Source organism: Streptococcus sp. HMSC36C04, from assembly GCF_001839535.1.
Lineage (GTDB): Bacteria > Bacillota > Bacilli > Lactobacillales > Streptococcaceae > Streptococcus > Streptococcus hominis.
The window spans coordinates 94,199-117,916 of the sequence record NZ_KV841591.1 but is presented as its reverse complement, the minus strand read 5'-3'; the positions used below and the strand labels follow the sequence as shown (position 1 = coordinate 117,916).

Below are 23,718 nucleotides of genomic sequence, written 5' to 3'. Positions count from 1 at the left end.
AATAAATGTTGCACTTATTCTTGCAATTTATCTTATCAAAAAAGCCAGGCTACTTTGAAAAGTAACTTGGCTTTTTGCAATAGTTTATTTTGATTTAATATAATTGACACCGTCTGCTTTTGGTGCAACAGCTTTTCCGAAGAATGCTGCCAACACAACAATAGTCAATACATAAGGTGCAATTTGTAGGTACACAGCTGGTACATGTGATAGGAATGGTAATTGACTTCCGATAACGGCCAAACTTTGAGATAGTCCAAAGAATAAACTTGAAAGCATAGCGCCAATTGGATTCCATTTACCAAAAATCATAGCAGCCAGTGAGATGAATCCTGGTCCGATAATGGTTGTAGCAGCGAAATTTACGGAAATAGATTGTGCATAAATCGCTCCACCAACACCGCCAAGAAAACCTGAAATCATCACACCGTAATAACGCATGAGATAAACATTGATACCGAGGGTGTCTGCCGCTTGTGGGTGTTCCCCTACGGAGCGCAAACGAAGCCCAAATTTCGTCTTAAACATAATGAACCATGCTAGGAAAGCAAATGCAACTGCAATATACCCCATTAAGCTGGTATGTTTAAAGAAGATATCTCCAATGACTGGAATATCTGATAATAGTGGAAAATTAAATTTACCAAATGATACTTGAATATTATCTGTTTGCCCTTTATTATAGAAAGCTTTTACCAAGAAAATCGCTAACGCAGGCGCCATCAAATTGAGCACTGTACCACTGACAACGTGGTCCGCACGGAAATTGATAGTCGCTACAGCATGAATGAGTGAGAAAATTAGTCCCACAATACCACCGACTAAAAGTGCTAACCAAGGAGTTAAACTTCCAAAGGTATTCACAAAAGTAAGGTTAAAGACAACTCCTGAGAAAGCTCCCATAACCATAATACCTTCAAGTCCGACATTGACAATCCCAGCATGCTCTGAGAAGGCACCACCGATACTAGTAAAGATTAAAGGTGCCGCATAAATCAGCATAGAGGAAACTAACAGACTTAACATTGTTACAAAATTCATCTTATTTTCCTCCCTTTACTTTTGCTTGTTTTCTTGGTTTGATAAAGTGTTCAATGATGTAATGAATACTTACAAAGAAAATAATTGATGCTGTTACAATATTGACCAATTCCGCTGGAATCGTTGCGGTGTTCATACCTGGAGCTCCGACTTGAAGCACGGCAAATAAGAATGCTGCAAAGAGAATACCAATTGGTGAATTATTTGCCAGCAAGCTAACGGCCATACCATTAAAACCGACAGCTAGGGAACTTCCTTGTACATAGACATTTTGGAAAGTTCCAAGTCCTTCAACAACACCTCCGACACCGGCAAGAGCACCTGAGATAATCATTGAAAGGATAATTGTTCTTTTAGCAGACATCCCTGCATATTCACTCGCATTTGGATTTAGCCCGACAGAACGGATTTCAAATCCAAGCGTTGTTTTTTTCAGCATAAACCAAATAAGGACAACTGCAATGACCGCAAAGAAGATTCCGATATTCATCCGTGAATTATTGGTCAATGCTCGTAGCCATTCTGTTTGATAGGTTGCATTAGCTCCAACTTTAACACTTGAGTCAATACTTTGCATAACACTTTTTGGGAAACTATGAATCATTGCATTTCCAACATAAAGAACGATGTAGTTCATCATAATCGTAACGATAACTTCACTCGTTCCCAAATAAGCACGAAGAATACCAGGAATAGCACCGATAATCCCACCAGCTACTGCTGCAATGACAACTGTAGAAAGAATCATAATTGGACGAGGAAGATTAGGAAATGAAAGTGCAAACCAGCCACTCAAAATCCAACCAGCTAAAGCTTGCCCTGGCAAGCCGACATTAAAGAATCCAGCCCGACTTGCTACTGCAAACCCAAGAGCAATTAAAATAAGTGGACCCATTGCACGGAAAATTTCACCAATACTGCGGATAGTACCAAAAGCAGCTTTGAACAACTCTTCATAACCCCAGATAGCATCATAGCCAAAAATCCACATGATAATGGCACCGAGTAAAATTCCAAGAACAACGGAAATCAAAGGCACCGCAATTTGCTGTGTTTTCTTAGTCATTTGAATCTCCCTTCTTAATTTCACCACCAGCCATCAAGATACCCAACTCTTGTTTATTTGTTTCTGCTGGGGTAACAATACCTTGAATCTTACCATCATGGATAACAGCGATACGGTCTGAAACATTCAGGATTTCATCTAATTCAAAGCTGACAACAAGTACTGCTTTACCCTTATCACGTTCTTCAATCAAACGTTTATGAATGTATTCAATCGCTCCGACGTCTAATCCACGAGTTGGCTGACTAACGATTAAAAGGTCAGGATTGCGGTCTATTTCACGAGCAATAATGGCTTTTTGTTGATTTCCTCCTGAAAGAGCAGATGCTGGAACACTTTCACTTGCAGCCCGAACATCAAATTCATCCATTAACTTTCGTGCATAAGAAGTGATATTATTGTAATTCAAAATTCCATTTTTGCTTAATGGCTCCTTGTAATAAGTTTGCAGAGCCATATTCTCAGACAACATCATATCTAAAACCAAGCCATCACGATGACGGTCTTCCGGCACATGACTAACTTGCATTTCGGTAATTTTCCGCGGAGATAAGCCAACGACTTCTTTACCCTTAATGGTAATGCTACCTGATTTCACCTTTCGAAGACCTGTGATTGCTTGAACTAGCTCGCTTTGTCCATTGCCATCAATCCCGGCAATCCCAACAATTTCACCAGCTCGTACATCCAAAGATAAATTTTTAACAGCAGGCACACCACGATTCTCATTCACAACCAAATCCTTAATAGATAGAACAACTTCTTTTGGATTTGAAGCTTCTTTTTCCGTTGTAAAGGATACCGAACGTCCCACCATCATTTCAGCAAGATCTTTATTCGTTGCGCCACCAATCTCAACGGTTTGAATACTCTTACCACGACGGATGACAGTGACACGATCAGAAACAGCACGGATTTCATCCAATTTGTGCGTAATCAAAATGATGGATTTTCCTTCCTTAACTAGATTTTTCATGATATGTTCTAGTTCTTCAATTTCCGAAGGAGTTAATACTGCTGTTGGTTCGTCAAAAATCAAGATATCTGCGCCACGATACAATGTTTTCAAGATTTCAACACGTTGTTGCGCACCGACTGAAATATCTTCAACTTTTGCAGTCGGATCCACAGCTAAACCATATTTTTCGGATAGTTCCTTGATGTCTTTGATTGCCTTTCGAATATCTAAAACACCATTTTTGGTCGTTTCACTACCCAAAATGATATTTTCAGCAACCGTAAAAGCCTCTACCAGCATGAAATGCTGGTGAACCATTCCAATTCCTAAAGATGCTGATTTCGATGGAGAATCAATTGTCACTGATTTTCCATTCACAGTAATCTCACCACTTGTTGGCTCAAGCAAGCCAGCCAACATATTCATCAGAGTAGACTTGCCCGCTCCGTTTTCTCCTAAAAGTGCATGAATTTCACCGCGTCTTAGATTTAAGTTGATTTTATCATTTGCGACAAATTCACCAAAAATCTTGGTTATTTCGTGCATTTCAATGACATTCTCATGTGCCATATGATTGATTCCTTTCAGAAATTATTTTATTTCAGTAAAACTCACTAAAAGATTAGCCAGCTTTACTGAGACAAAAGCTGTCTCAATCTCAAAAAAGCGACCCACGAAGGTCGCTTCTTGAGTATCAGGTTATTATTTATTCTGTAGGAACTTTAATACTTCCGTCAAGGATTTTTGCTTTTGCATCTTCAACAGCTTTTTTAGCATCATCTGATAAGTTCTTAGTTGTCAAATCTACCCCACCGTCTTTCAGACCGTAAGTTGTAGTTTTTCCTCCTGGGAATTTATCTTTTGCTGTTTTGTTAGCAATATCTTTTACAGTACCACCAACTTTTTTCAAGCTAGATGCCAAAACAAAGTTAGATTCTTTGCCGTCTTTAGATTTGTATTTACCTTCATCGTTTTGGTCGCGGTCAACACCGATAACCCAAACTTTGTCAGATTCATTTCTAGTTTCGTTGATAGATTTTGCTTCGTTGAATACACCAGCACCAGTACCACCGGCTACTTGATAAACAACATCTGCACCAGCTGCATATTGAGCTGCTGCAATCGTCTTCCCTTTAGAAGCATCTCCAAAGCTTTCAGCGTATTTCACATCAATCTTAATAGAAGGATCTACTGATTTCACACCAGCTTCAAAACCTTTTTCAAAACGAGTTAATACAGCACCTTTGATACCACCAACAAAACCAATCATTTTTGTTTTAGTTGTTTTGGCTGCAGCCACACCAGCAAGGTAAGCAGCTTCGTTATCTGCAAAGAGTGCAGAAGCTACATTCTTTTGACCTTTAATTTCATCATCAATAATAACATAGTTAATATCAGAGTGATCCTTTGCAGCAGATTCTACTGCATTACGAAGAGCAAATCCAATACCAAATACTAATTTGTAATTGCTAGAAGCAGCTTGCTCAAGGTTTGTAGCGTATTCAGATTCGTTTGTAGATTGGAAGTAAGTAAAGCCATGGTCTTTTGTCAATCCATTTTCTTTACCCCAAGCTTGCAAACCTTCCCAAGCAGATTGGTTAAATGATTTATCATCTACACCACCTGTATCTGTAACAATTGCAGCTTTCAAATCCGTCTTTGCATCTTTATTATCTGATTTAGATGCACGGTTACCACATGCAGCAAGTCCAATTGCTGCGACAGCTACTAGACCAAGGCCTAGCCATTGTTTCTTGTTCATCTCTGAACCTCCTAAATAAGATGTGCAACAACGTTGCAAGATTAACTATGGTCAAATGACCTTTTTTACTAACTAGTCTAAGTTAGTAAAAGAATATGGAAGTAATTCCTTGACCGTCATCACGACCGTCGATTTATCTTTGGCAACAAGCGTTACCTTTAAATCCTTAGAAAAAAATTCGGCCATTACTTGTCGACAAGCTCCGCATGGAGAAACAGGCTGTTCGGTTTCACCGTAGACGATTAACTCCTCAAAGTCTGTGACACCTTCAGAAACCGCTTTAAAAATAGCTGTGCGTTCCCCGCAATTTGTCAAACCAAAACTAGCATTTTCAATGTTCACACCTGTAAAAATCTGACCATTTTTTGCTACTAGTACAGCACCGATTGGAAAATGAGAATAAGGAACGTAGGCCTTTTTACTTGTCTCAATAGCTAGATCAATCAACTCAGTAGTCGCCACTAGCTTTTTCTCCTTTCATAATGGCTACACCAGAAGAAGCTCCAATACGCGTTGCGCCTGCTTCAATAAATGCGACTGCATCTTCGTATGAGCGAGCGCCTCCTGAAGCTTTGACCCCCATATCCGGACCAACTACTTTTCTCATCAACGCCACATCATGAACAGTAGCGCCTCCAGTTGAAAATCCAGTTGAAGTTTTTACAAAGTCTGCACCAGCTTTTTGGGCTAACTGACACGCTACAACTTTTTCTTCATCAGTTAACAAACAAGTTTCGATAATTACTTTTACAAGTGTGTCACCGCTTGCTTCCACAACAGCAGCAATATCTTCTTCTACCAACACCAGATTTTGAGATTTCAAAGCACCAATGTTGATCACCATATCCACTTCGTCTGCTCCGTTCTTAATGGCATCTTTTGCCTCAAAAGCTTTTACAGCAGGTGTATTTGCACCCAAAGGGAAACCAATAACCGTACAAACCTTAACATCTGTATCTCGTAATCCTTCTGTTGCAAAACTGACCCATGTTGGATTAACACAAACACTTGCAAAATCATATTCTCTTGCTTCTTCAATCAATTTTTCAATTTGCTCTTGTTGAGCATCTGGTTTCAAAAGCGTATGATCGATGTATTTATTTAACTTCATTTTCGGTTCTCCTGTAAGTTAAGCGATTACTTCAATAATCTCTTGAACTTTTTTTGACTCATTACTTATTTTAACATTTTTTTTGAATTCTGTAACTAGTTCTTGTGAAATTTTTTCATTTGCATAAACTTTTGCGACAATTTCACCAATTTTGATTGATTCTCCGACTTTCTTTTCAAAAACAATTCCTGTTTCAAAGTCTAATGCATCAGATTTCACAGCTCGACCTGCACCCAGCCGCATAGCAAATAAACCAAACTCCATCGCTGGTAATTCAGAAATATAACCCGCTTCATCTGCAGTCACTTCTACAACGTATTTTGCTGATGAAGGGCGGTACAAATCTTCTAAATCGCCACCTTGTGCAACAACCATGGCTTCAAATTTTTGCAGTGCCGATCCATCAAATAGATGTTCCCGCACTTCTTTTACAGTTTTTTCAACATTTGCTAAGCTGAGCATGATTTGACCTAATTCACAAATAAATTCTGTTACATCTTCTCGTCCTTTTCCTTGCAGGATATCCAAAGCTTCAAGGATTTCCAAACGATTACCAATGCTAGTTCCCAGAGGTTGGCTCATATCAGTAATAACTGCTGTCGTCCTACGCCCAACCGCCTTTCCTAAATCAACCATTGTACGAGCTAGAGCACGCGCATCTTCTAGATTTTTCATAAATGCGCCTTCCCCAACTGTCACGTCTAACAAAATGCTATCCGCACCAGCTGCAATTTTCTTGCTCATAACAGAACTTGCAATTAAAGGAATGGTATCAACTGTCGCCGTCACATCACGCAAAGCATAAAGTAACTTATCAGCTTTCACCAACTGATTTGACTGACCAATGACGGATAGTCCAATATCCTGTACTTGCTTAATAAATTCTTCTTGGCTGCGCTCAATTTGAAATCCTTTAATGGATTCTAATTTATCAAGCGTTCCCCCTGTGTGACCGAGTCCACGACCGCTCATTTTAGCAACAGGGATTCCAAAACTAGCTACCAAAGGCACCAGTACAAGCGTTACCTTGTCTCCTACGCCTCCGGTTGAATGCTTATCAACCTTAACGCCAGATATAGCTGACAAATCAATTTGCTGACCTGTCCCTACCATAGTCATCGTCAAATCAGAAATCTCGCGAGTGCTCATGCCTTTAAAATATACTGCCATTGCAAAAGCTGACATTTGATAATCTGGCACAGTTCCGGCAACATATCCTTCAATTAACCACTTGATTTCATCGCTGGTTAATTCTAAGCCGTCCCGCTTTTTCTGAATCACATCAACTGCTCTCATATTTCCTTCCTACTTCTAAGGATATAATATCCCTTATCTTTTTTTAGAATTTCGCAGTTTCCGAATACATCTTCCATCTTAGCTTTTGCACTTGGTGCCCCTTGTTTTTTTTGAATAACAATGGTTAAATCCCCACCGTCTAGTAAGTGCGTATAACTTCCTGTAATCACCTCATGAACAATCTGTTTCCCAGCTCGAATCGGTGGATTGCTGATAATATGATGAAATCTCCCTTCTACATTTTGATAAATATTAGATTGAAAAATCGTAGCTAGAACTTGATTACGCTCGGCATTTTGACGCGCCAAATCAAGAGCACGCTGATTTATATCAACAAGCGTCGCTTCGACTTCTTTAGCTTTGACCAAAGTCAGTCCCAATGTTCCATAGCCACAACCAACATCTAATACGCTTTCTTGCTTATGAAAATCAAGACACTTTAAAAGAGCTTGACTGCCATAATCAATCATTTTCTTACTAAAGACTCCTGCATCAGTCAAGAAAGTCATCTTTTGACCCAGAAGCTGAACCTTCAATTCGTGAATATCATGCTCTGCATCTGGATTTTCTGCGAAATACATTTTAGTCATAAAACTATTTTAACATAAAGACCTTTTATTTGTAAACCGTTTACAATTTGTTTAAAATTATGATATACTAATGGTCATATTAATAGGAGTCCTCTATGAATAACGAATTTATCCATTTTGAAAAAATTAGTCGAAAAACTTGGCAAAATCTGCATCGTAAAACAACCCCGCCTTTGACGCAAAAAGAATTGAATTCTATCAAAAGTTTCAATGATAAGATTAGCCTTCAAGATGTAACAGATGTTTATCTTCCCTTGACCAATCTCATCCAAATTTATAAGCGCTCAAAAGAAGATTTAGCATTTTCAAAAGGGATTTTTTTACAGAAAGCTATCAAACGCCAACCGTTTATTATCGGTGTCTCTGGCAGCGTTGCTGTTGGAAAATCTACTACCAGTCGGCTCTTGCAAATCCTTTTATCTCGGACATTTTCAAATGCAACTGTTGAATTGGTGACGACGGACGGATTTCTTTATCCAAATGCTCACTTGCAGGATCAAAATCTTCTCAAGCGCAAAGGCTTTCCAGAAAGCTATAATATGGGGCTCTTGCTTGACTTTTTGGACAATATCAAAAATGGAAAGGATTATCAAATTCCTGTTTATTCTCATGAAATTTATGATATTGTTCCAGACGAAAAACAGTATGTTACAGCCGCAGATTTTGTCATCGTTGAAGGTATCAATGTTTTTCAAAATCCACAAAATGAACGCCTCTATATGACGGATTTCTTTGATTTTTCGATTTACGTGGATGCAGAAGTTGAAAATATCGAAACTTGGTATCTGGACCGCTTTAAAAAATTGCTCACTTTAGCAAAAGAAGAACCAAATAACTATTATCATCCTTTCACTTCTCAGCCAGAAAACAAAGTTATGGAATTTGCTCAAAATGTCTGGAAATCTATTAATCTTGTCAATTTACAGGATTATATCGAACCCACACGCAACCGAGCTGAAATTATTCTTCATAAAACAGAAAATCATGAGATTGATGAAATTTACTTAAAAAAATAAAAAAGCTTGTCAAATCTCAACTTTTCATATATAATTAGATAGTTAGTATATCATTGGAGGTGAAAACATTGGCAAATATTAAATCAGCTATCAAACGCGCTGAATTAAACGTTAAACAAAACGAAAAAAACTCAGCTCAAAAATCAGCTATGCGTTCTGCAATTAAAGCATTTGAAGCAAACCCTTCTGAAGAACTTTTCCGTGCTGCAAGCTCAGCTATCGATAAAGCAGAAACTAAAGGTTTGATCCACAAAAACAAAGCGAGCCGCGACAAAGCACGCCTTGCTAGCAAACTTGCAAAATAATCTGCATAACGTAAAAAAGAGCTCAGTGGAGCTTTTTTTGTTGCATCGGTAAGAAAGGCTCTATATGAAAATCGCAATTATCGGCTACTCCGGCTCTGGAAAGTCTACACTTGCTAAATATTTAGCAAAACATTATGACATCTCACTGCTTCATTTGGACACGCTACAATTTCTACCCAATTGGGAAATGAGCGACCGCAACTGGATGCAAGAGCAAGTTAAGGATTTTTTAGAAGCCAAAGAAAGCTGGGTGATAGACGGAAACTACAGCTCCTGCTGCTATGAAGAGAGAATGGAGCAAGCAGACCAAATTATTTTTTTAAATTTCTCGCCTTGGGATTGTCTTTTACGGGCTGTAAAGCGTTATTCCAAGAACAGAGGTGAGGTCAGAGACAGCATGGCACAAGGCTGTCCTGAAAAGTTTGACTGGGAATTTATCCGCTGGATCTTACATGACGGACGAACTGCTAACATTCGGAAACGATATAAGAAACTTCAAAAAATGTATCCCTACAAATTTATAGTTCTTCATAACCAAAAAGAACTAGATAACTTTTTAGAGCAATTTTCATAAAAGACAAGAGCTATATTCAATTCAGTTAAGAAGATAGCTCTTGTTTTTTATTTTTTAATACTGTCAATATGTTCTAGCAAATATAACAGAAATTGAGGAATCGTCTCCAACATATCCTTTTCATAGACGCGTTCCGTCAACTGATGTAAATCTTTTCCCCAGGGTCCTAGATTGATGCCAGGAACATTGATGTCCTGAATTTTCTCAAAATCAATCGAATATAAATGTTCAGGAACAGCCATACTCTCGATAATTTTCTGATACTCTTTAACAGATTTTTCTAAAGCACAGTAACTAATGTCACAGATTCCCATAAAGAATTCTTCGACTTTTAAACGACTAGCTCCTTGTTCAACCAAGTAATTCCTATAAAATGCAATGAGTTTTTCAATATCAACCACACTATTTTTCAGATGCCGACAATTCATAGAAGGATAATAAGGTGGTGCGATAGCCAGCACAACAAATGCTTCCTTTTTATCATAGAAATCTAACACCTTTTGAACAGTTGCAATGGTTATTTCTTGATAGCTTGAGCCCGCTTGAAATGCTTTATAAGCAAATTGGTTTACCTTGTGCATAAATTCTTCAAATCCAGCCTTCTTTTGACATAACTGGATTAACTCTTCATAAGTCAATACACGAGGTTTTGTGACTTTTTTATCCTCTTTATAAATCACCTGCAAAGCCTGATAACGCTCATAAAATTCATCAACAGCTCCTTGGCAGAGATGTTGAATCGTCGCCATCAGCTCTTTCGGACTTTTATCTAAATAAAGAACACTAAAATAACCTGCTGCTCTGAGAACAGTTGACACATCATAATTTTCCTTCAAATCACGCATGTAAGACCACGAAGGCAAAGGGGCTTGCTCTCCATAAATTGAATCCGACAAGCAGGGATTAAGGTCAATTTTTTCCACTACTTTTGCGAGGAGTGAAACAGCATTGATACCCTTGAGAGGTTCTTTCATGTGGGATAGAATACCCTGCGTCACCACGACAGGCATCATTTTCCCAACTGTTCCAACATGCAATACTTTTTCTTGAGCTGAAGGACTTTCAAATGGTTCTGAATCAATCGCCAAGATATAATTCAGATGAAATTTCTTTTTCAGATTAGCAAGCAAACCTACAGCAGATCGCATTCCCTGAGAATAGGATTCCTCATCTCCAACTGATAAATAAAGAAGATTCACTTTTCCTTCTGCTTTGCTCGCATATTCTGTTACTACTCCCAATTGCAAAGCCAATGCAGCTTTCATATCACATGACCCACGACCAAACTGCCATTCGTTAGAACCGATATCTTCTAGTACATCTTGACCTAATGAAGCACTCGCTAAAGCCTTTTTCAAAGCAGCATTGTCAAAAGCAATTTCTTTTAAATTGCCAAAGTCCTCGATATCAACTGTATCATGGTGGTGAAACAAAATTACTGTATCTGTATGATGACGTTTTACCAAAGCCCAATTAACATTACGTCGATAAATATCATCCGAAATCTGATAGGTGCCAAAGTAATCTGAATGCTCTTGAAAATACGGCAAACTGCCAATATATTGATTGAGAAAATTTTCAATATTTCTTTCTGAACTCGTATGCGTGAAACTCTCAATCGCCATGCTCTTGTCAAAAATATCTTGAATCCTATTTTTCATCAATGGCTCCTTCAACTTTTTATAAAAATAGCTCACTAGCCTTATTATATACCTCAACAATCATCGTTTCAATCTTTTTTTCATCCTTTGACTCTATAAAATTTACGCAAACGTTTGCGTTGTAAAGATTATTTTGCTAAAATAATAGCCAACAAGACAAGAAAGAGGTATCTCGTATGAAAAATCAAACATTGATGCAATATTTTGAATGGTATCTACCAAATGACGGGCAACATTGGAATCGTTTGGCAACAGACGCTCCACATCTAGCTTCTAAAGGGATTCGCAAGGTTTGGATGCCACCTGCTTTCAAAGCAACTAGTTCTAATGATGTCGGCTACGGCATTTATGACTTATTTGACTTGGGCGAATTTGACCAAAAAGGAACCGTTCGGACAAAGTATGGCTTTAAGAAAGACTATTTGAAGGCTATCTCAGCACTCAAAGAAAATGGGATTGAGCCTATTGCAGATATCGTTTTAAATCACAAAGCAGCAGCAGATTACAAAGAGCGATTTACTGTTATTGAAGTTGACCCAAACGATCGTACAGTCGCCCTCTCTGAACCTTTTGAAATAAAAGGCTGGACTAAGTTCACATTCCCTGGTCGCCATAAAAAATACAATGATTTTGAATGGCATTGGTACCACTTTACAGGGACGGATTATGACGCTAAGCGAAATAAATCAGGGATTTACCTCATTCAAGGGGATAACAAAGGTTGGGCTGATGATGACTTGGTGGACAATGAAAATGGAAATTTCGACTATCTTATGTACGCTGACCTTGATTTTAAGCACCCAGAAGTCATTCAAAACCTTTATGATTGGGCAGATTGGTTTATCGAAACGACCGGCATTCATGGCTTTAGATTGGACGCTATTAAGCATATTGACTCTTTCTTTATGGGAAATTTTATCCGCGACATTATGGCGAAGTATGGAGAAGATTTCTATGTCTTTGGAGAGTTTTGGAATGGTGATGAAACTGCAAATAACGATTATTTAGGAAGTATTGACTATCGTTTTGATCTCGTAGATGTCAAACTGCACCACAACTTATTTGATGCTAGCCGTGCTGGGGCGGACTATGATTTGCGAAATATTTTTGAACAAACGCTTGTCAAAAACCACCCTAAATCGGCTGTTACTTTTGTCGATAATCACGACACACAACGTGGACAAGCGCTAGAATCAACTGTTGAAGAATGGTTTAAACCTGCTGCTTATGCGCTTATTTTGCTTCGTGAAGCTGGGCTTCCTTGTGTGTTCTACGGAGATTACTATGGCATCAAGGGCGAGTTCGCTCAACAAAGTTTCCAAGAAGTCCTAGATAAACTGTTAGACATTCGGCTCAACTTAGCCTATGGAGAACAGACTGATTATTTTGATGACGAGCATTGTATCGCTTGGACTCGTTCAGGAAAAGACAACGAACAACCAATCGCTGTCATCATAAGTAACGACCAAGCAAATTCAAAACGCATGTATGTTGGTGAAAATTGGGCTGGTAAGGAGTTCAAAGATTGCTTAGGAAACAGCTCTTCAATCGTGACAATCAAAAAAGACGGCTGGGCAGATTTCCCAGTTGCAGAAAAGTCAGTTAGTGTCTGGTCTGTGCAATAAAATAAAGAACACAGCAAGATTGAAACCAAAATTCGTTCTCTCTGTCGATTAGGGCGACAAAGCAAACCGAAAGTTGGGAGTCTTGTCCGCCGCTCAGCTGACGGTATAAACTAAAACTTAGGCAGTCCGTCCGCCCGGCTGACAGCATAAACTAAAAGTCAGGCAACTCGTCCGCCCGGCTGACAGCATAAACTAAAAGTTAGACAACTCGTCCGCTCGACTGACAGCATAAACTAAAACTCAGGCAGTCCGTCCGCCCGGCTGACGAAAGCAACGTTGGCATCCCAGCCTCAACCATTCAACTCTGCTTTTAAACAAGATAAAAACACGAACAGATCAAGATAGCCAACAACTGATCCTGACTTTGTTCGTGTTTTTCTCATCTTCCGAAACAACTTTCCCCCTATGGATACAAGTTATTCCTGACTTATTTTTTCTTTCTATTGTCCGTTCTAATGGCAATCTTCACCTCAAAAATGGTTCCTTTCGGCTTATTATCTTTCACCGTAATAGTCCCTTTAAGGGCTTCTGTGATTTGCTTTGCAAGCGACAAGCCTAGACCAAAACCGCCTGTCTGCCGAGTCCGTGCTTTATCAACACGATAAAAACGATCAAAAATCTTTTTCTTATCTGCCGTACTAATCCCCGGACCATTATCTGCAACTTTCAAAAAAAGGGTCCGGTCATTCGCTGAAATCGTCAACTCAATTACACCGTCTTCATCTGTATATTTCAAGGCATTATCAAACAGAATTGTCATCAATTGCTTCAGCAAGGTCTTGTCTGTTTTAATCATGCGGTGAATCCTATTGTCAAATCGGAAAGTTTTCCCATTTTCTGCGGCAACCATCTCATAGTTGGTAAAGGTCGTATTAAAGAAATTTGGCTCGACATCGCCAATTTCTGGTTTAATCCCGTCATCGCGTCGTGCTAGATTGAGTAGATTTGTCGTCAACATTTTCATGTTTCGCACTTCATCCAAACTAGAAGCAATGCTTTCGCTTGATTCCATAATGGTGGCTTCTGGTTTTCTAAACAAGGTTTCCAAGCGATTTTGCAAAACTGCTAGAGGTGTGCGCAACTCGTGGCTAGCATTTTCAACAAAGCTCTTTTGCTTTTGAATACTCTCCAACAAAGGTTTAACACTAACCCGAGCCAGATAGACACTTGCAATCAAAGAAATTCCCCAGAAACTAATCATTACCACGACTATTAGATGCTCATGATTTTGACTGGTTTGTTCCAATTGGCTGATATTGATAAAGACAGCTGCGTATTTAACGTTCGTTTCCAAATTAGGCAATTTCACCTTAAATAAAATCGTCCGATAGGTTTCTTCACGCCCATAATTGCTTTTTACTTGAACTTGCCGAATGCGATCCAATTGCTTGCTATTAAAGGAAAGTTTGTTAAGTCCCAGAAAATTATTGCTAGTAATAATCGGCTTGTAATCCTTATCAAATAAGATAACTTCCGTATTGGCACTGACATTTGGTTTATCAGTAAGCTCTTTGTCACCCGTATCGGCTTTAGGCTCTCCGTTGTCTGACTTCTGTTCCAGCCCCACTCTCCGAGCGAGCGCCAAATTGATGACAGAAGCGGAATCCTGACTGAGACTTTTCAAGTTATTATCGACCGTTGTATAAAGGCTTGAGCGCATCACCTGAATGATAATCAGAGTCATGGCTGAGAAAATGAGAGTAAAAATACCAAAATTGCGAATGAAATAAGAAAAATCATCCGCATACCATGTTTTTTTTAGTTTATTCAGCATCTTTTAAAATATATCCGACGCTGCGAAGCGTTTGAAGATTGTTCGCAAAGGTCGTCCCTTTCAATTTTTTCCGGATTTTTGAAACATAGACTTCTACGACTGAAATCGTTGTATCACTATCAAATCCCCACAAGCGATCGAAAATCTGTGTCTTAGGCAAAATGACATTTTGATTTTGCAAGAAATACACCAGCAAGTCAAATTCTTTTCCGAGCAATTCTACTTCATTTCCGTCTACAAGTGTTGTGTTAGTTGATAAATTAACAGTGACATCGCCATAAGAAAGAGTATTTTCATTAAACTTGCCCGATCGTTTCAAAAGAGCTTGAATCCGCATTTTTAACTCTTCCAAATAAAATGGTTTGGTCAAATAATCGTCAGCTCCCAGCTCAAAGCCATGTCCTTTATCATTCAAACTCTCTTTAGCTGTCATAATCAATACCGGTGTTGTAAATCCCTTTTTACGTAATTCCTTCAATACTTGGAAACCGTCTTTTTCTGGCAACATCAAATCAAGCAAGATAAGATCGTACACGCCACTCTCAGCCTCGTACAATCCTTCCTCACCGTCAAAAACTTGCATGACATCTGCAAAATCATCCAAAAAATCAAATACTGAATTAGATAGACCGAGGTCGTCTTCCACTAATAGAATCTTAATCATATGCTTTTCCTTCTAAAATACAAGTCTGGAACAAAAGTTCCTAGTTTCAAAATTCGTTATGCACTAAACTAACGGCGCAGTAGCTGATTGCTCAAAACAGTACTTTGAGGCTTAAGGGGATAAAGCCACGAACTAAAAAACATTTTGAATGTTCAGTTCTGCCCGCTCCCTTCATCGTGAACTAAGTAATGCTTTCGCATTGTCTTGCCAAAAATCAATCTACTGACTTTCTATTATTCTGATTCTATTATATCATGACTTTCTCTGAAATATTAAGAATTTGTTGTACTTGAGTCATTATTTTCTGTCGTACTACTATTCTTATCTGATTTAGTCGAACCGTCAGCATTTGATGGAGCTTTTTCTTTGAGTTATTACTGTTTCCTGAGCCATTTTGGCTGTTACTATTGTCACTTTGGTTGCCATTTTGTTGGGGTGGCATTCCATTTGGATCGTCTTGATTATTTCCGTTTTGTTGTCCGCCTGGAGGCATTCCCGGACCACCTTGATTTTGGTTCCCCTGTTGCTGGTTATTCTGTGCCTGAGTTGTTGTGCTTGTCTGTACTTTTGCCTGCTGATTGAGAGCATTCGTTGCCAAAGAACCAATGCCTAGCCCACCGAGAAGACCAACAGCGAGTGATCCGCTCGCTACAACGGTCATCCACCATTTGGTACTTTTTTCAACCATGATCATCTTCTCTTTCTTACTTGTGTTCTCTTGTTTCATTTTTGTCAAATTCCTTCTTTCTATTTTTAAGCGTTCAGAGATTGCATTCCAAAGAGTATTGCCACAATAACTTCTTTGATGCCAAAATTTATCAGACAAACAAATTTAACTTTGAGTTTTTCATCTCATCACGTCCTTTCTTTTGAATGGAACTATCATATCTACTTTTTCTTAAAAGTGACTGAATTTTTTCTTAAAAGAAACTAAAAATAAAGAGAGAAAATAGTAAAATGATACACAAAATATAAAAAGAAAAAACTAAATCAGAATATTCCAATTTAGTTTAGAAGATTATCTCATAAAACTTGTCCTAGAAAAGGCAAAGAGCATAGTCTCTTTTCTCAAAAGAGTGACCTAATTTCCATTTTATCTTCAAGTAATGCTGCTATTCTTTCGGTTTTTCCATATACAATGAATGACTACAGCTAGTCATTTCTATGAGGTTTAGAAAGTTCGGGATGGTCTGTATAGCCCTCTTTTTCCAAATTGGCGTTTCCTTATTTATTTCTGGAATGAACAAAATTGCATTTTTATTTTTCAAAAAGGACAAATTTCTAAAAGCTTGCCGTCTTATTGTCAATAAATGAGTCATTAACTTTTTAGATAAGCTTAAATGCCAATGTTTTTGAACTTTATCAAAAACAAAACTTTCTTTTGCCGCCCTCTCCAAATCTTCTGACCATACAGCAGAGCTTTGTTTTTCAGTTATAACAGCTTTCTTTAGGCTTTCATAAACACTCGTTTGAAGATAATTCAGAGAATCTTCAATTTCTACATTCAAAGGGCAAATTTTATCCATATTAATGTATCCACCATCTAATAAGACGAGATGCGTAATTTTATCATAGACACTTGTTAGATAAACTGCTAAATCTGCTCCCAAAGAATGGGCTATTAACAGAATATCGTCATCCATATCAACTTGTGCCATAAACCAATCTTTCAACGCCTGTAATGAAATCAATTGCTCTTCCAACCTAGAATCATAAATATCTAGATAAGTAACTGGAAAAGACAGTGCATTAAAAAAGTCCTGGGGATAATAGCAATTGCAGCCTAGTCCTCCAATAAAATAAGCCTTCATATTCTTATCCTTTCAGTCAGATGTTTCCAAAACAAAGTTTACTTTTATATTTTATTGAGAATAACAAGCAAATATTGAACTCAAAAAACACAAAAGCCCTTCAACAATAAGGACTTTTGAGGACACATTATGTCCCCTGCCGGAATCGAACCAGCAACTACTCCTTAGGAGGGAGTTGTTATATCCATTGAACTAAGGGGACTAGAGAAAAACTCTGCCAAGTGACAGAGTTAATTCTACATTAACGGCGAATTTCTTTGATACGCGCTGCTTTACCTTGCAATGCACGAAGGTAATACAATTTCGCACGACGTACTTTACCGTAACGCACTACTTCAATCTTTTCAACACGTGGTGTGTGAAGTGGGAAGATACGTTCAACACCTACACCGTTAGAGATTTTACGAACAGTATAGTTTTCTGAAATACCAGCACCTTTACGAGCGATAACCACACCTTCGAAAATTTGGATACGTTCGCGATTTCCTTCGACAACTTTCGCATGAACACGAACAGTGTCACCAGGACGGAATGCAGGAATATCAGTACGAAGTTGACCTTCAGTCAAACTTTGGATTAATGGATTCATTTTTCTTCTCCTATCTTACTAATCTTGCAGTTCAAGACCACAGCGGATTAGTCGTTTTCTAGTGCTTCCATTGCGCACTAACTAATATTATAACAAATTCTATAATAATTGTAAATGCCTTATTCGGATTATTCTTCCATTTTAGCGAATTATTGAAGAACCAATGAAGCTGCTCCAATGACGCCTGCATCATTTCCAAGCGTTGCAAGTGCAAGTTTTGTTGATGTACGCACTTGAGGGAAAGAATTTTCTTCATAGACCTTACGAACACCGTCTAGCAAAAATTCACCTGCTGCAGAGACGCCACCACCAATGACAATTGTTGACGGATTTAAGATAGATCCGATATTCGCACAAGCTATACCAAGATAACGTGCAAAATTGCGATAAACAATGAGGGCTAGTTCATCACCAGCTTTAGCCAAATCAAAGACAATTTTTGCATTAACGTCTTCACCGTTATCAATCAATTTTTTCAGCTCTGCATCACCAGCATATTCATCAGCGTAGCGACGCGTTAAATTGACAATTCCCGTTGCAGAAGCTACAGTTTCTAGGCAACCTTTTTTGCCACAAGTACAGAGAATCGGCTGGTCAAAATCAACTGTGATATGTCCCAATTCTCCGGCTGCTCCAGCTACACCATGCAGTAGTTTTCCTTCCGCAACAATGCCACCACCGACACCTGTCCCAAGTGTCATAAAGACGACATCTGGTTGGTTTTCACCAGCACCTTTCCAACGTTCGCCAAGCGCAGCTACATTCGCATCATTATCAATAAAGAAAGGAATGCCAGTCGCTTTTTCAATTTTTTCTTTTACGGGTTGAAGGGTTTTCCAGTTTAAGTTGTAAGCTCCGATAACAGTTCCTTTTTCACGATCCACGACACCAGGAGAACCCATACCAATTCCAATGAAATCTTCAGCTGAAAGGTTTAATAATTTCAAGCGATGGTTGATCGATTCAATCATATCATCAACAATATGACTGCCTTCATCTAAAATATTTGTCTTAATAGACCATTTTTCTTGAACTTCTCCTTCTTGGGTCAGAATCGCAAACTTCACAGATGTACCACCTAGGTCAATCCCAATAATTTTTTTAGACATGCTACTCTCCTCTAATAACTTTTTTTCATTCTTATTATATCAGATTTTTTACGAATTGAAAAGGTTTGCATAGAACTTGAATAGTTTTGAATGACTTGTGCTACTCTCTGCTTTCATTTTACAAGACAAATAAAAAATTGCACAATAACGATAGATAATATTAGTATTCATTTTACCTATAGTTAAAACTGTCCAATTCATTGATCAAAAAGGAGACATCATGCTGAATTTACAACACTTGGAGCAACTCATTGTTTTACCTTGTCTAAGGCAGCCGAAGTCCTACTCATCTCTCAGCTATCCTTAACTCGAAATATGCAAATGCTGGAAGATGAATTGGGAGTTACTCTTTTTGAGCGAAGAAAAAATAAATTAAGTTTCACGGAAACCGGTCATCAAACAGTTAAACTAACCAAAAAATTTCTGAAACAAAAACAAAAATTTCTCGATGATGTACAACATTTTGCATTAAAAGAAAGTACTATTTTTGGTGGTGTTAATGCGCCGGGAGCCATCTTTGAACTGGAAAGTCGTATAAAAGAAAAGGGCTTGGAACAACACATTCAAATTGAGCAAAAGACGAATGACGAATTGGAAAAAGCTCTGGATGACGAAAACGTTCACTTCATTGTAACAGACTATCCTATCAAAAAGAGCATATTCTTTCCATGGGGCTTTTCATGGAGCAACTTTACTTATCCGTTCCCTTGACTCACCCGTATGCCACACGAAAAGAGATAAAACTTGCAGAATTGGCTAATTTGACTATGCTGCTGCGGATCGGATCTAGGCATTTGGCAGCCATTAGTCAATCAACTGACGCAAACAAAGTTTATTGTTCAAAAAGATTGGGTAGCCTTTGTTGATTTGGTAAATGCTTCTGAATTACCAACTTTTTCTACCAATATTACTCAACAAAACACTGAAGAATCCACTGTGAATAGTCAACGTATCCAGATTCCTATCTCGGACAAAGAAGCTACCAAGACTTTCTACATTTCCGTTTTGAAGAAGAATAAAGCTATTTTACAGGAGTTGGTGAAAACTAAATGATCTATGTTTATGAAAAAACATGATATATTCACTATAAAATAAGATTATTAAACAACTAAATACTGTTCTAGTATTAAAACTGAATAAGATGAAAAAGCCCAACTCAATCAAAATAAAAAGTTAGGCTTTTTTCTTGGTGCTATTGTATTGTAAAATAAGATGATTAGTTAAAATACTTGCCCTTTATATACAGACCTATCACCAAAATATTTTCTAATAGAAATATCACAAATACGATTAATTTAACATATTTGTTTGGAAATAACAATGCAATAATTGGTAAGATAAAATAGCTAGCAAGAACAAATAGACTAAATTTTGGAGTTAACATTAGATAACCTTTCAAAAATTATAATAAAGCATTCTTTACATCAGATTACTTACATATATAATAATCTTTTTCAAACGAAAATCAACTAATTATACCCAATTGTTATTAAAATATTATCTGAATGAAAACTAACGTAGTTATTTTCTGAAATCAAACAAAAATCCTGTTTTCATTTTCTCCCCAGAAATCCTAAAAAGAGATCTATTGTGCTGGCTTCTTGATGATTAAAGAAAAGGCTGGTTTGGGTGTCCATGCTTGCAATCTTTACCATATTCTCTGCACTGAGTTCAAAGTCAAAAACATCAATATTTTCCTTCATTCGCTCAAAACATGAAGACTTAGTTAAGCAAACGATTCCCCGTTGAACTTGCCAGCGAACCATGACTTGTGCAGTGGATTTACCATGTTTATCAGCAATACTTTTGAGAATTGGATTGTTGAAAATGTCACCACGACCTTCTGCAAAAGTAGCCCAAGATTCAATTTGCACCTTATTTTTTATCATATTTTCTTGTGCGAATATCTGTTGATTCAGTGGGTGAGTTTCCACTTGATTGACTTGTGGTGTAATCTCATTGAAAGCTACAATGTCGCTGAGACGATCTGGATAGAAATTAGACACACCAATCGCTCGAAGTTTTCCTTCTTTGTAAAGCTTTTCCAAAGCACGGTAGGCACCATAATAGTCACCAAAAGGTTGGTGGAGCAACATAAGATCCAGATAATCTAACTTCATTTTGTCAAGAGATTCTAAAACCGAGGCATAAGCCTTGTCGTAGCCATAGTTGGATAGCCAGACTTTACTAGTGATGAAAAACTCTTTGCGGTCAATCCCAGACTCTCGAATCGCCTCACCTATTTCCTTTTCATTGGCATAGGCTTGAGCAATATCAAAATGACGATAACCTGCCTTGACAGCATTTAGTACAGCACTCTTGGTATCTTTGGGAGCAATTCGGTACACTCCAAAACCTTAAATTGGAATTTCGACACCGTTATTTAAGGTTATATTTTGCATGTGATTTCCTCTTTTAGCAATTTTTATCATAAGTATAACGCTCTTTTCAGAAAAAGTACAATAGCAAAATTGCAGAGTAATATGCAAAAAATGAATAGCAATTATCGTCCGATTCATAATTTATAACAACAAAAAGAGGAGATTAGGGTAGATGACCATGATTGTGTCAGCAGCCCTAGTCGTCTGTCCTACTCCTTCTCAATTTCTTTGATTTCGCTGGTTTTGTCTATCTATAAGGCGCTCTTGAACTAAGGAGACAACCTCATCATTGGTTGGCAAGTCCGAGTGCTGGGCATCCGCACCTGTGACTGTGGTTTCAGTATAGTGCGCTGCTTGTCCTTGATAAATATATTTCCCTGCACTCACGCTCGCATCTGGTACCAATTCGTCTGAATCATAAGTAATGGTTCCTGCAACAGAATACATAGCTAAAGTAGTCGGAATATTTTCGCGATTTTTGATGAAATCAGCTAACATCTCAGTTTTGTTGTTGATATTGGTTTCAGTAAAGTTATAAGGCGTTCCGATTGTCATCAACTTCTTCAATTCCACATCATAGCTGCCGAGGTAATTTTCAATAAAAGCTGTGTAAATTAAACCACCATTCGAGTGACCCAAGCCTTTAAAATTATTGAAATTGTATTTTCCTTGGAGATTTTCAAAGGCAGCGTCAACCATTTTGGCCTGTTTTTTGATGTTACTATAGCCATCTTTATTATTTTCAAAATCAATTACAATGATTGGCTCGTTATCATTCGCTGCGATAGAGCCATTATATGTAATTCGTCCGTCATTCCAGACCTTAACTTTGAGCAAGCTATGCTTCACGCCACGACGTCTTTGATTGAGCTTTTGAACCAAGCCGTCAAAGCGGCTCTCCGTAGCAGAACTACCTGGTATCATAATGATTGGCGACATCCGAGCATTATAAAATTTAGCAATTTGATCAATGTTTTTTCTCGTCCAACTATAAGAGGGAATTGCTAGTCCTATCAAAAAAATTAGAACAATTAGTAGCACTATTTTTACCTTTTTAGTCATGTTCGCCTCCTTTCTGATCCATTTGTCTGAGTTCCCCATGAATCCGGTCATTAAATCTCACAAAGGGGATATAAATGAGAACATCGATAATAAAAATGAAAATTCCTACTGCTAATGCTCGCAAACTTCCGCCTGTCCCAATAAAAGCATAGAGTACACTTGGCGCTCCGCTAGGAACTGGATAGACAGCCGGAGGCATTATTCTAAAATATAGAAAAATACTAGCTACAAAGACATTCAGCATTGGTACGAGGATAAAAGGGATTAAAAATAGAAAATTGAAAAATATAGGAATCCCGACCATAAAGGCTACGCCGTGGTTAAATAAGGAAGGAAAGATACTCTTCAAACTGACATCGCGATCCTTGTCACTGCGTGATTTCCATAAAATGGCTACGAGAAGAGCTAAAACTCCGCCCAGACCTGAAAACGTTCCATAAGCATCATACAGATTGGTCGTTGAAAAGAGATAAGGTACCCCTGTTGTAGTATGATGTTTCAAAGCATAATTAAGATTATCTAATGCAAACGAATCATTTATAAAAGGAATATTGTTGAAGAGATTGCTATTTCCAATCCAAGCGCTAAAAGTCCGTAAGGCAGTATTCATTTCAATGACAAAGATATTGTTTCGATTGACAATTAAGCCTGACAAAAAATTTGCAATTGTTGAGAAAACATTGTATCGATTGCCCAGATTAATGAGAAAACTAACCAAGACAGCAAGAGCAAACGAGCAGAAGATAGGGCGCAACGTTTTAGGGTAATAAATAAAATGCTCATCTACAATGTGATCATCATTCGGACTTGAAAATCGAAAAATTTGTCCCACCACATAACCAATCAATATTGCAACAATTAGATTGATATTGACAGGAAGATTGATTCTCGTCAAAGCGCCGTCATTTAAAACCACCGAAAATAATTCGCGTGAATTGACTAATAAGCTAAAAATAAAGGCTGTAATCCCAGCGGTCCCCGTACTACGACCATAATAACCAGCTGTGTACTTTGCACTAAAATAAGTTGCTAATGGTCCTGCCAATCCTCCTATCAGATAGGTGAAATTTGTCGTAACTAAGCTAATAGTTGAAAAATGAGGAAACCAATGCCGAATCGCAAAAAGATTGTTGATATAGCCATTTATACCAAAAATGGATTCAGAAAAAACCATTGTTATCGTCGTCAGCAAGAAAAACGGAAAGAGCGATACCAATGTTTCTTGTGTAATTTTAATGAAACTCATTTGCCGAAAGGCAATCATTTTTTTTATTAAGTATTGATCTATACGACTTTTTCTAGTTAATTTATTGAATATCATAG

General features: G+C 37.9%; 22 protein-coding genes, 1 tRNA gene and 1 pseudogene. 5 read left to right on the top strand and 19 right to left on the bottom strand.

Annotated features, from left to right (window positions below):
* Positions 1–84: 84 nt before the first annotated feature.
* From HMPREF3249_RS05180 to HMPREF3249_RS05145, 8 genes are all read right to left on the bottom strand, one after another.
* A complete protein-coding gene (locus HMPREF3249_RS05180; RefSeq protein WP_003024372.1) occupies positions 85–1,041 on the bottom strand; it encodes an ABC transporter permease in 957 nt (318 codons plus the stop codon).
* A gap of 1 nt (position 1,042) precedes the next feature.
* Positions 1,043–2,107 (bottom strand): ABC transporter permease, encoded by a 1,065-nt coding sequence (locus HMPREF3249_RS05175; protein ID WP_003042044.1) that lies wholly within the window; start codon positions 2,105–2,107, stop codon positions 1,043–1,045.
* Entirely contained in the window at positions 2,100–3,635 is a 1,536-nt protein-coding gene (locus HMPREF3249_RS05170; RefSeq protein ID WP_003024370.1) for an ABC transporter ATP-binding protein, read from the bottom strand. The genes HMPREF3249_RS05175 and HMPREF3249_RS05170 overlap by 8 nt, the downstream gene beginning before the upstream one ends.
* Positions 3,636–3,771: 136 nt before the next feature.
* Positions 3,772–4,827: a BMP family lipoprotein gene (locus tag HMPREF3249_RS05165; RefSeq protein ID WP_003024369.1), complete on the bottom strand. Its 1,056-nt coding sequence runs from the start codon at positions 4,825–4,827 to the stop codon at positions 3,772–3,774.
* 72 nt (positions 4,828–4,899) lie between these two features.
* Positions 4,900–5,289, bottom strand: coding sequence for a cytidine deaminase (locus tag HMPREF3249_RS05160; RefSeq protein WP_003042577.1), 390 nt, complete (start codon positions 5,287–5,289; stop codon positions 4,900–4,902).
* Positions 5,276–5,938, bottom strand: coding sequence for a deoxyribose-phosphate aldolase (deoC, locus tag HMPREF3249_RS05155; protein WP_003029607.1), 663 nt, complete (start codon positions 5,936–5,938; stop codon positions 5,276–5,278). Before deoC ends, HMPREF3249_RS05160 begins: the two co-directional genes overlap by 14 nt.
* A gap of 18 nt (positions 5,939–5,956) precedes the next feature.
* Positions 5,957–7,234: a pyrimidine-nucleoside phosphorylase gene (locus HMPREF3249_RS05150; protein ID WP_003029604.1), complete on the bottom strand. Its 1,278-nt coding sequence runs from the start codon at positions 7,232–7,234 to the stop codon at positions 5,957–5,959.
* On the bottom strand, positions 7,231–7,824 hold the full coding sequence (locus HMPREF3249_RS05145; RefSeq protein ID WP_059220774.1) for a class I SAM-dependent methyltransferase: 594 nt from the start codon (positions 7,822–7,824) through the stop codon (positions 7,231–7,233). The genes HMPREF3249_RS05150 and HMPREF3249_RS05145 overlap by 4 nt, the downstream gene beginning before the upstream one ends.
* Before the next feature lie 95 nt (positions 7,825–7,919).
* On the opposite strand from HMPREF3249_RS05145, the gene coaA reads away from it, so the two are divergent.
* The 3 genes from coaA to HMPREF3249_RS05130 all read left to right on the top strand — a co-directional run bounded on the left by coaA (position 7,920) and on the right by HMPREF3249_RS05130 (position 9,719).
* A complete protein-coding gene (gene coaA / locus HMPREF3249_RS05140; RefSeq protein WP_003029600.1) occupies positions 7,920–8,840 on the top strand; it encodes a type I pantothenate kinase in 921 nt (306 codons plus the stop codon).
* A gap of 53 nt (positions 8,841–8,893) precedes the next feature.
* Positions 8,894–9,145, top strand: a complete 252-nt coding sequence (gene rpsT, locus HMPREF3249_RS05135) for a 30S ribosomal protein S20 (RefSeq protein ID WP_020999623.1) — start codon at positions 8,894–8,896, stop codon at positions 9,143–9,145.
* Between the two features lie 64 nt (positions 9,146–9,209).
* The gene (locus HMPREF3249_RS05130) at positions 9,210–9,719 is read left to right on the top strand and encodes a DNA topology modulation protein (protein WP_049533159.1); all 510 of its coding nucleotides are present in this window, start codon (positions 9,210–9,212) and stop codon (positions 9,717–9,719) included.
* Between the two features lie 47 nt (positions 9,720–9,766).
* On the opposite strand, the gene HMPREF3249_RS05125 is transcribed toward HMPREF3249_RS05130, so the two are convergent.
* Positions 9,767–11,380 carry a M20/M25/M40 family metallo-hydrolase gene (locus HMPREF3249_RS05125; RefSeq protein ID WP_059220777.1) on the bottom strand — a complete coding sequence of 538 codons (1,614 nt, stop codon included), beginning with the start codon at positions 11,378–11,380 and terminating at the stop codon, positions 9,767–9,769.
* A gap of 176 nt (positions 11,381–11,556) precedes the next feature.
* On the opposite strand from HMPREF3249_RS05125, the gene HMPREF3249_RS05120 reads away from it, so the two are divergent.
* A complete protein-coding gene (locus HMPREF3249_RS05120) occupies positions 11,557–13,005 on the top strand; it encodes an alpha-amylase (protein WP_059220779.1) in 1,449 nt (482 codons plus the stop codon).
* 427 nt (positions 13,006–13,432) lie between these two features.
* On the opposite strand, the gene HMPREF3249_RS05115 is transcribed toward HMPREF3249_RS05120, so the two are convergent.
* The 7 genes and pseudogenes from HMPREF3249_RS05115 to HMPREF3249_RS05085 form a co-directional block, all read right to left on the bottom strand.
* Positions 13,433–14,779, bottom strand: coding sequence for a sensor histidine kinase (locus HMPREF3249_RS05115; protein ID WP_059220781.1), 1,347 nt, complete (start codon positions 14,777–14,779; stop codon positions 13,433–13,435).
* Positions 14,769–15,443 (bottom strand): response regulator transcription factor, encoded by a 675-nt coding sequence (locus HMPREF3249_RS05110; RefSeq protein WP_070867508.1) that lies wholly within the window; start codon positions 15,441–15,443, stop codon positions 14,769–14,771. The genes HMPREF3249_RS05115 and HMPREF3249_RS05110 overlap by 11 nt, the downstream gene beginning before the upstream one ends.
* Before the next feature lie 272 nt (positions 15,444–15,715).
* A pseudogene (locus HMPREF3249_RS05105) lies at positions 15,716–16,170 on the bottom strand (hypothetical protein).
* Positions 16,171–16,555: 385 nt separating this feature from the next.
* Positions 16,556–17,254 (bottom strand): alpha/beta fold hydrolase, encoded by a 699-nt coding sequence (locus tag HMPREF3249_RS05100; protein WP_059220783.1) that lies wholly within the window; start codon positions 17,252–17,254, stop codon positions 16,556–16,558.
* Positions 17,255–17,384: 130 nt separating this feature from the next.
* Positions 17,385–17,456, bottom strand: a tRNA-Arg gene (locus tag HMPREF3249_RS05095).
* 39 nt (positions 17,457–17,495) lie between these two features.
* Positions 17,496–17,843 carry a 50S ribosomal protein L19 gene (gene rplS, locus HMPREF3249_RS05090; RefSeq protein WP_003024326.1) on the bottom strand — a complete coding sequence of 116 codons (348 nt, stop codon included), beginning with the start codon at positions 17,841–17,843 and terminating at the stop codon, positions 17,496–17,498.
* A gap of 149 nt (positions 17,844–17,992) precedes the next feature.
* Positions 17,993–18,952: an ROK family glucokinase gene (locus tag HMPREF3249_RS05085; RefSeq protein ID WP_003027901.1), complete on the bottom strand. Its 960-nt coding sequence runs from the start codon at positions 18,950–18,952 to the stop codon at positions 17,993–17,995.
* A 315-nt stretch (positions 18,953–19,267) separates the two neighbouring features.
* Between HMPREF3249_RS05085 and HMPREF3249_RS09655 the strand changes: the two genes are divergently transcribed.
* Entirely contained in the window at positions 19,268–19,663 is a 396-nt protein-coding gene (locus tag HMPREF3249_RS09655) for a helix-turn-helix domain-containing protein (protein WP_003027902.1), read from the top strand.
* 842 nt (positions 19,664–20,505) lie between these two features.
* On the opposite strand, the gene HMPREF3249_RS05070 is transcribed toward HMPREF3249_RS09655, so the two are convergent.
* From HMPREF3249_RS05070 to HMPREF3249_RS05060, 3 genes are all read right to left on the bottom strand, one after another.
* Complete coding sequence (locus tag HMPREF3249_RS05070) at positions 20,506–21,300, bottom strand: aldo/keto reductase (protein ID WP_224785102.1); 795 nt, start codon at positions 21,298–21,300, stop codon at positions 20,506–20,508.
* A 252-nt stretch (positions 21,301–21,552) separates the two neighbouring features.
* Entirely contained in the window at positions 21,553–22,395 is an 843-nt protein-coding gene (locus tag HMPREF3249_RS05065) for an alpha/beta hydrolase (RefSeq protein ID WP_059220784.1), read from the bottom strand.
* Positions 22,388–23,716, bottom strand: coding sequence for a PTS sugar transporter subunit IIC (locus tag HMPREF3249_RS05060; protein ID WP_049533842.1), 1,329 nt, complete (start codon positions 23,714–23,716; stop codon positions 22,388–22,390). Before HMPREF3249_RS05060 ends, HMPREF3249_RS05065 begins: the two co-directional genes overlap by 8 nt.
* Positions 23,717–23,718: the final 2 nt, after the last annotated feature.

What these genes read in the sequence shown, in the direction of transcription:
- HMPREF3249_RS05180 (WP_003024372.1), bottom strand. Translation starts at nt 1,041, where the DNA reads ATGAATTTTGTAACAATGTTAAGTCTGTTAGTTTCCTCTATGCTGATT.
- HMPREF3249_RS05175 (WP_003042044.1), bottom strand. Translation starts at nt 2,107, where the DNA reads ATGACTAAGAAAACACAGCAAATTGCGGTGCCTTTGATTTCCGTTGTT.
- HMPREF3249_RS05170 (WP_003024370.1), bottom strand. Translation starts at nt 3,635, where the DNA reads ATGGCACATGAGAATGTCATTGAAATGCACGAAATAACCAAGATTTTT.
- HMPREF3249_RS05165 (WP_003024369.1), bottom strand. Translation starts at nt 4,827, where the DNA reads ATGAACAAGAAACAATGGCTAGGCCTTGGTCTAGTAGCTGTCGCAGCA.
- deoC (WP_003029607.1), bottom strand. Translation starts at nt 5,938, where the DNA reads ATGAAGTTAAATAAATACATCGATCATACGCTTTTGAAACCAGATGCT.
- HMPREF3249_RS05150 (WP_003029604.1), bottom strand. Translation starts at nt 7,234, where the DNA reads ATGAGAGCAGTTGATGTGATTCAGAAAAAGCGGGACGGCTTAGAATTA.
- HMPREF3249_RS05145 (WP_059220774.1), bottom strand. Translation starts at nt 7,824, where the DNA reads ATGACTAAAATGTATTTCGCAGAAAATCCAGATGCAGAGCATGATATT.
- coaA (WP_003029600.1), top strand. Translation starts at nt 7,920, where the DNA reads ATGAATAACGAATTTATCCATTTTGAAAAAATTAGTCGAAAAACTTGG.
- HMPREF3249_RS05130 (WP_049533159.1), top strand. Translation starts at nt 9,210, where the DNA reads ATGAAAATCGCAATTATCGGCTACTCCGGCTCTGGAAAGTCTACACTT.
- HMPREF3249_RS05125 (WP_059220777.1), bottom strand. Translation starts at nt 11,380, where the DNA reads ATGAAAAATAGGATTCAAGATATTTTTGACAAGAGCATGGCGATTGAG.
- HMPREF3249_RS05120 (WP_059220779.1), top strand. Translation starts at nt 11,557, where the DNA reads ATGAAAAATCAAACATTGATGCAATATTTTGAATGGTATCTACCAAAT.
- HMPREF3249_RS05115 (WP_059220781.1), bottom strand. Translation starts at nt 14,779, where the DNA reads ATGCTGAATAAACTAAAAAAAACATGGTATGCGGATGATTTTTCTTAT.
- HMPREF3249_RS05110 (WP_070867508.1), bottom strand. Translation starts at nt 15,443, where the DNA reads ATGATTAAGATTCTATTAGTGGAAGACGACCTCGGTCTATCTAATTCA.
- HMPREF3249_RS05100 (WP_059220783.1), bottom strand. Translation starts at nt 17,254, where the DNA reads ATGAAGGCTTATTTTATTGGAGGACTAGGCTGCAATTGCTATTATCCC.
- rplS (WP_003024326.1), bottom strand. Translation starts at nt 17,843, where the DNA reads ATGAATCCATTAATCCAAAGTTTGACTGAAGGTCAACTTCGTACTGAT.
- HMPREF3249_RS05085 (WP_003027901.1), bottom strand. Translation starts at nt 18,952, where the DNA reads ATGTCTAAAAAAATTATTGGGATTGACCTAGGTGGTACATCTGTGAAG.
- HMPREF3249_RS09655 (WP_003027902.1), top strand. Translation starts at nt 19,268, where the DNA reads ATGCAAATGCTGGAAGATGAATTGGGAGTTACTCTTTTTGAGCGAAGA.
- HMPREF3249_RS05065 (WP_059220784.1), bottom strand. Translation starts at nt 22,395, where the DNA reads ATGACTAAAAAGGTAAAAATAGTGCTACTAATTGTTCTAATTTTTTTG.
- HMPREF3249_RS05060 (WP_049533842.1), bottom strand. Translation starts at nt 23,716, where the DNA reads ATGATATTCAATAAATTAACTAGAAAAAGTCGTATAGATCAATACTTA.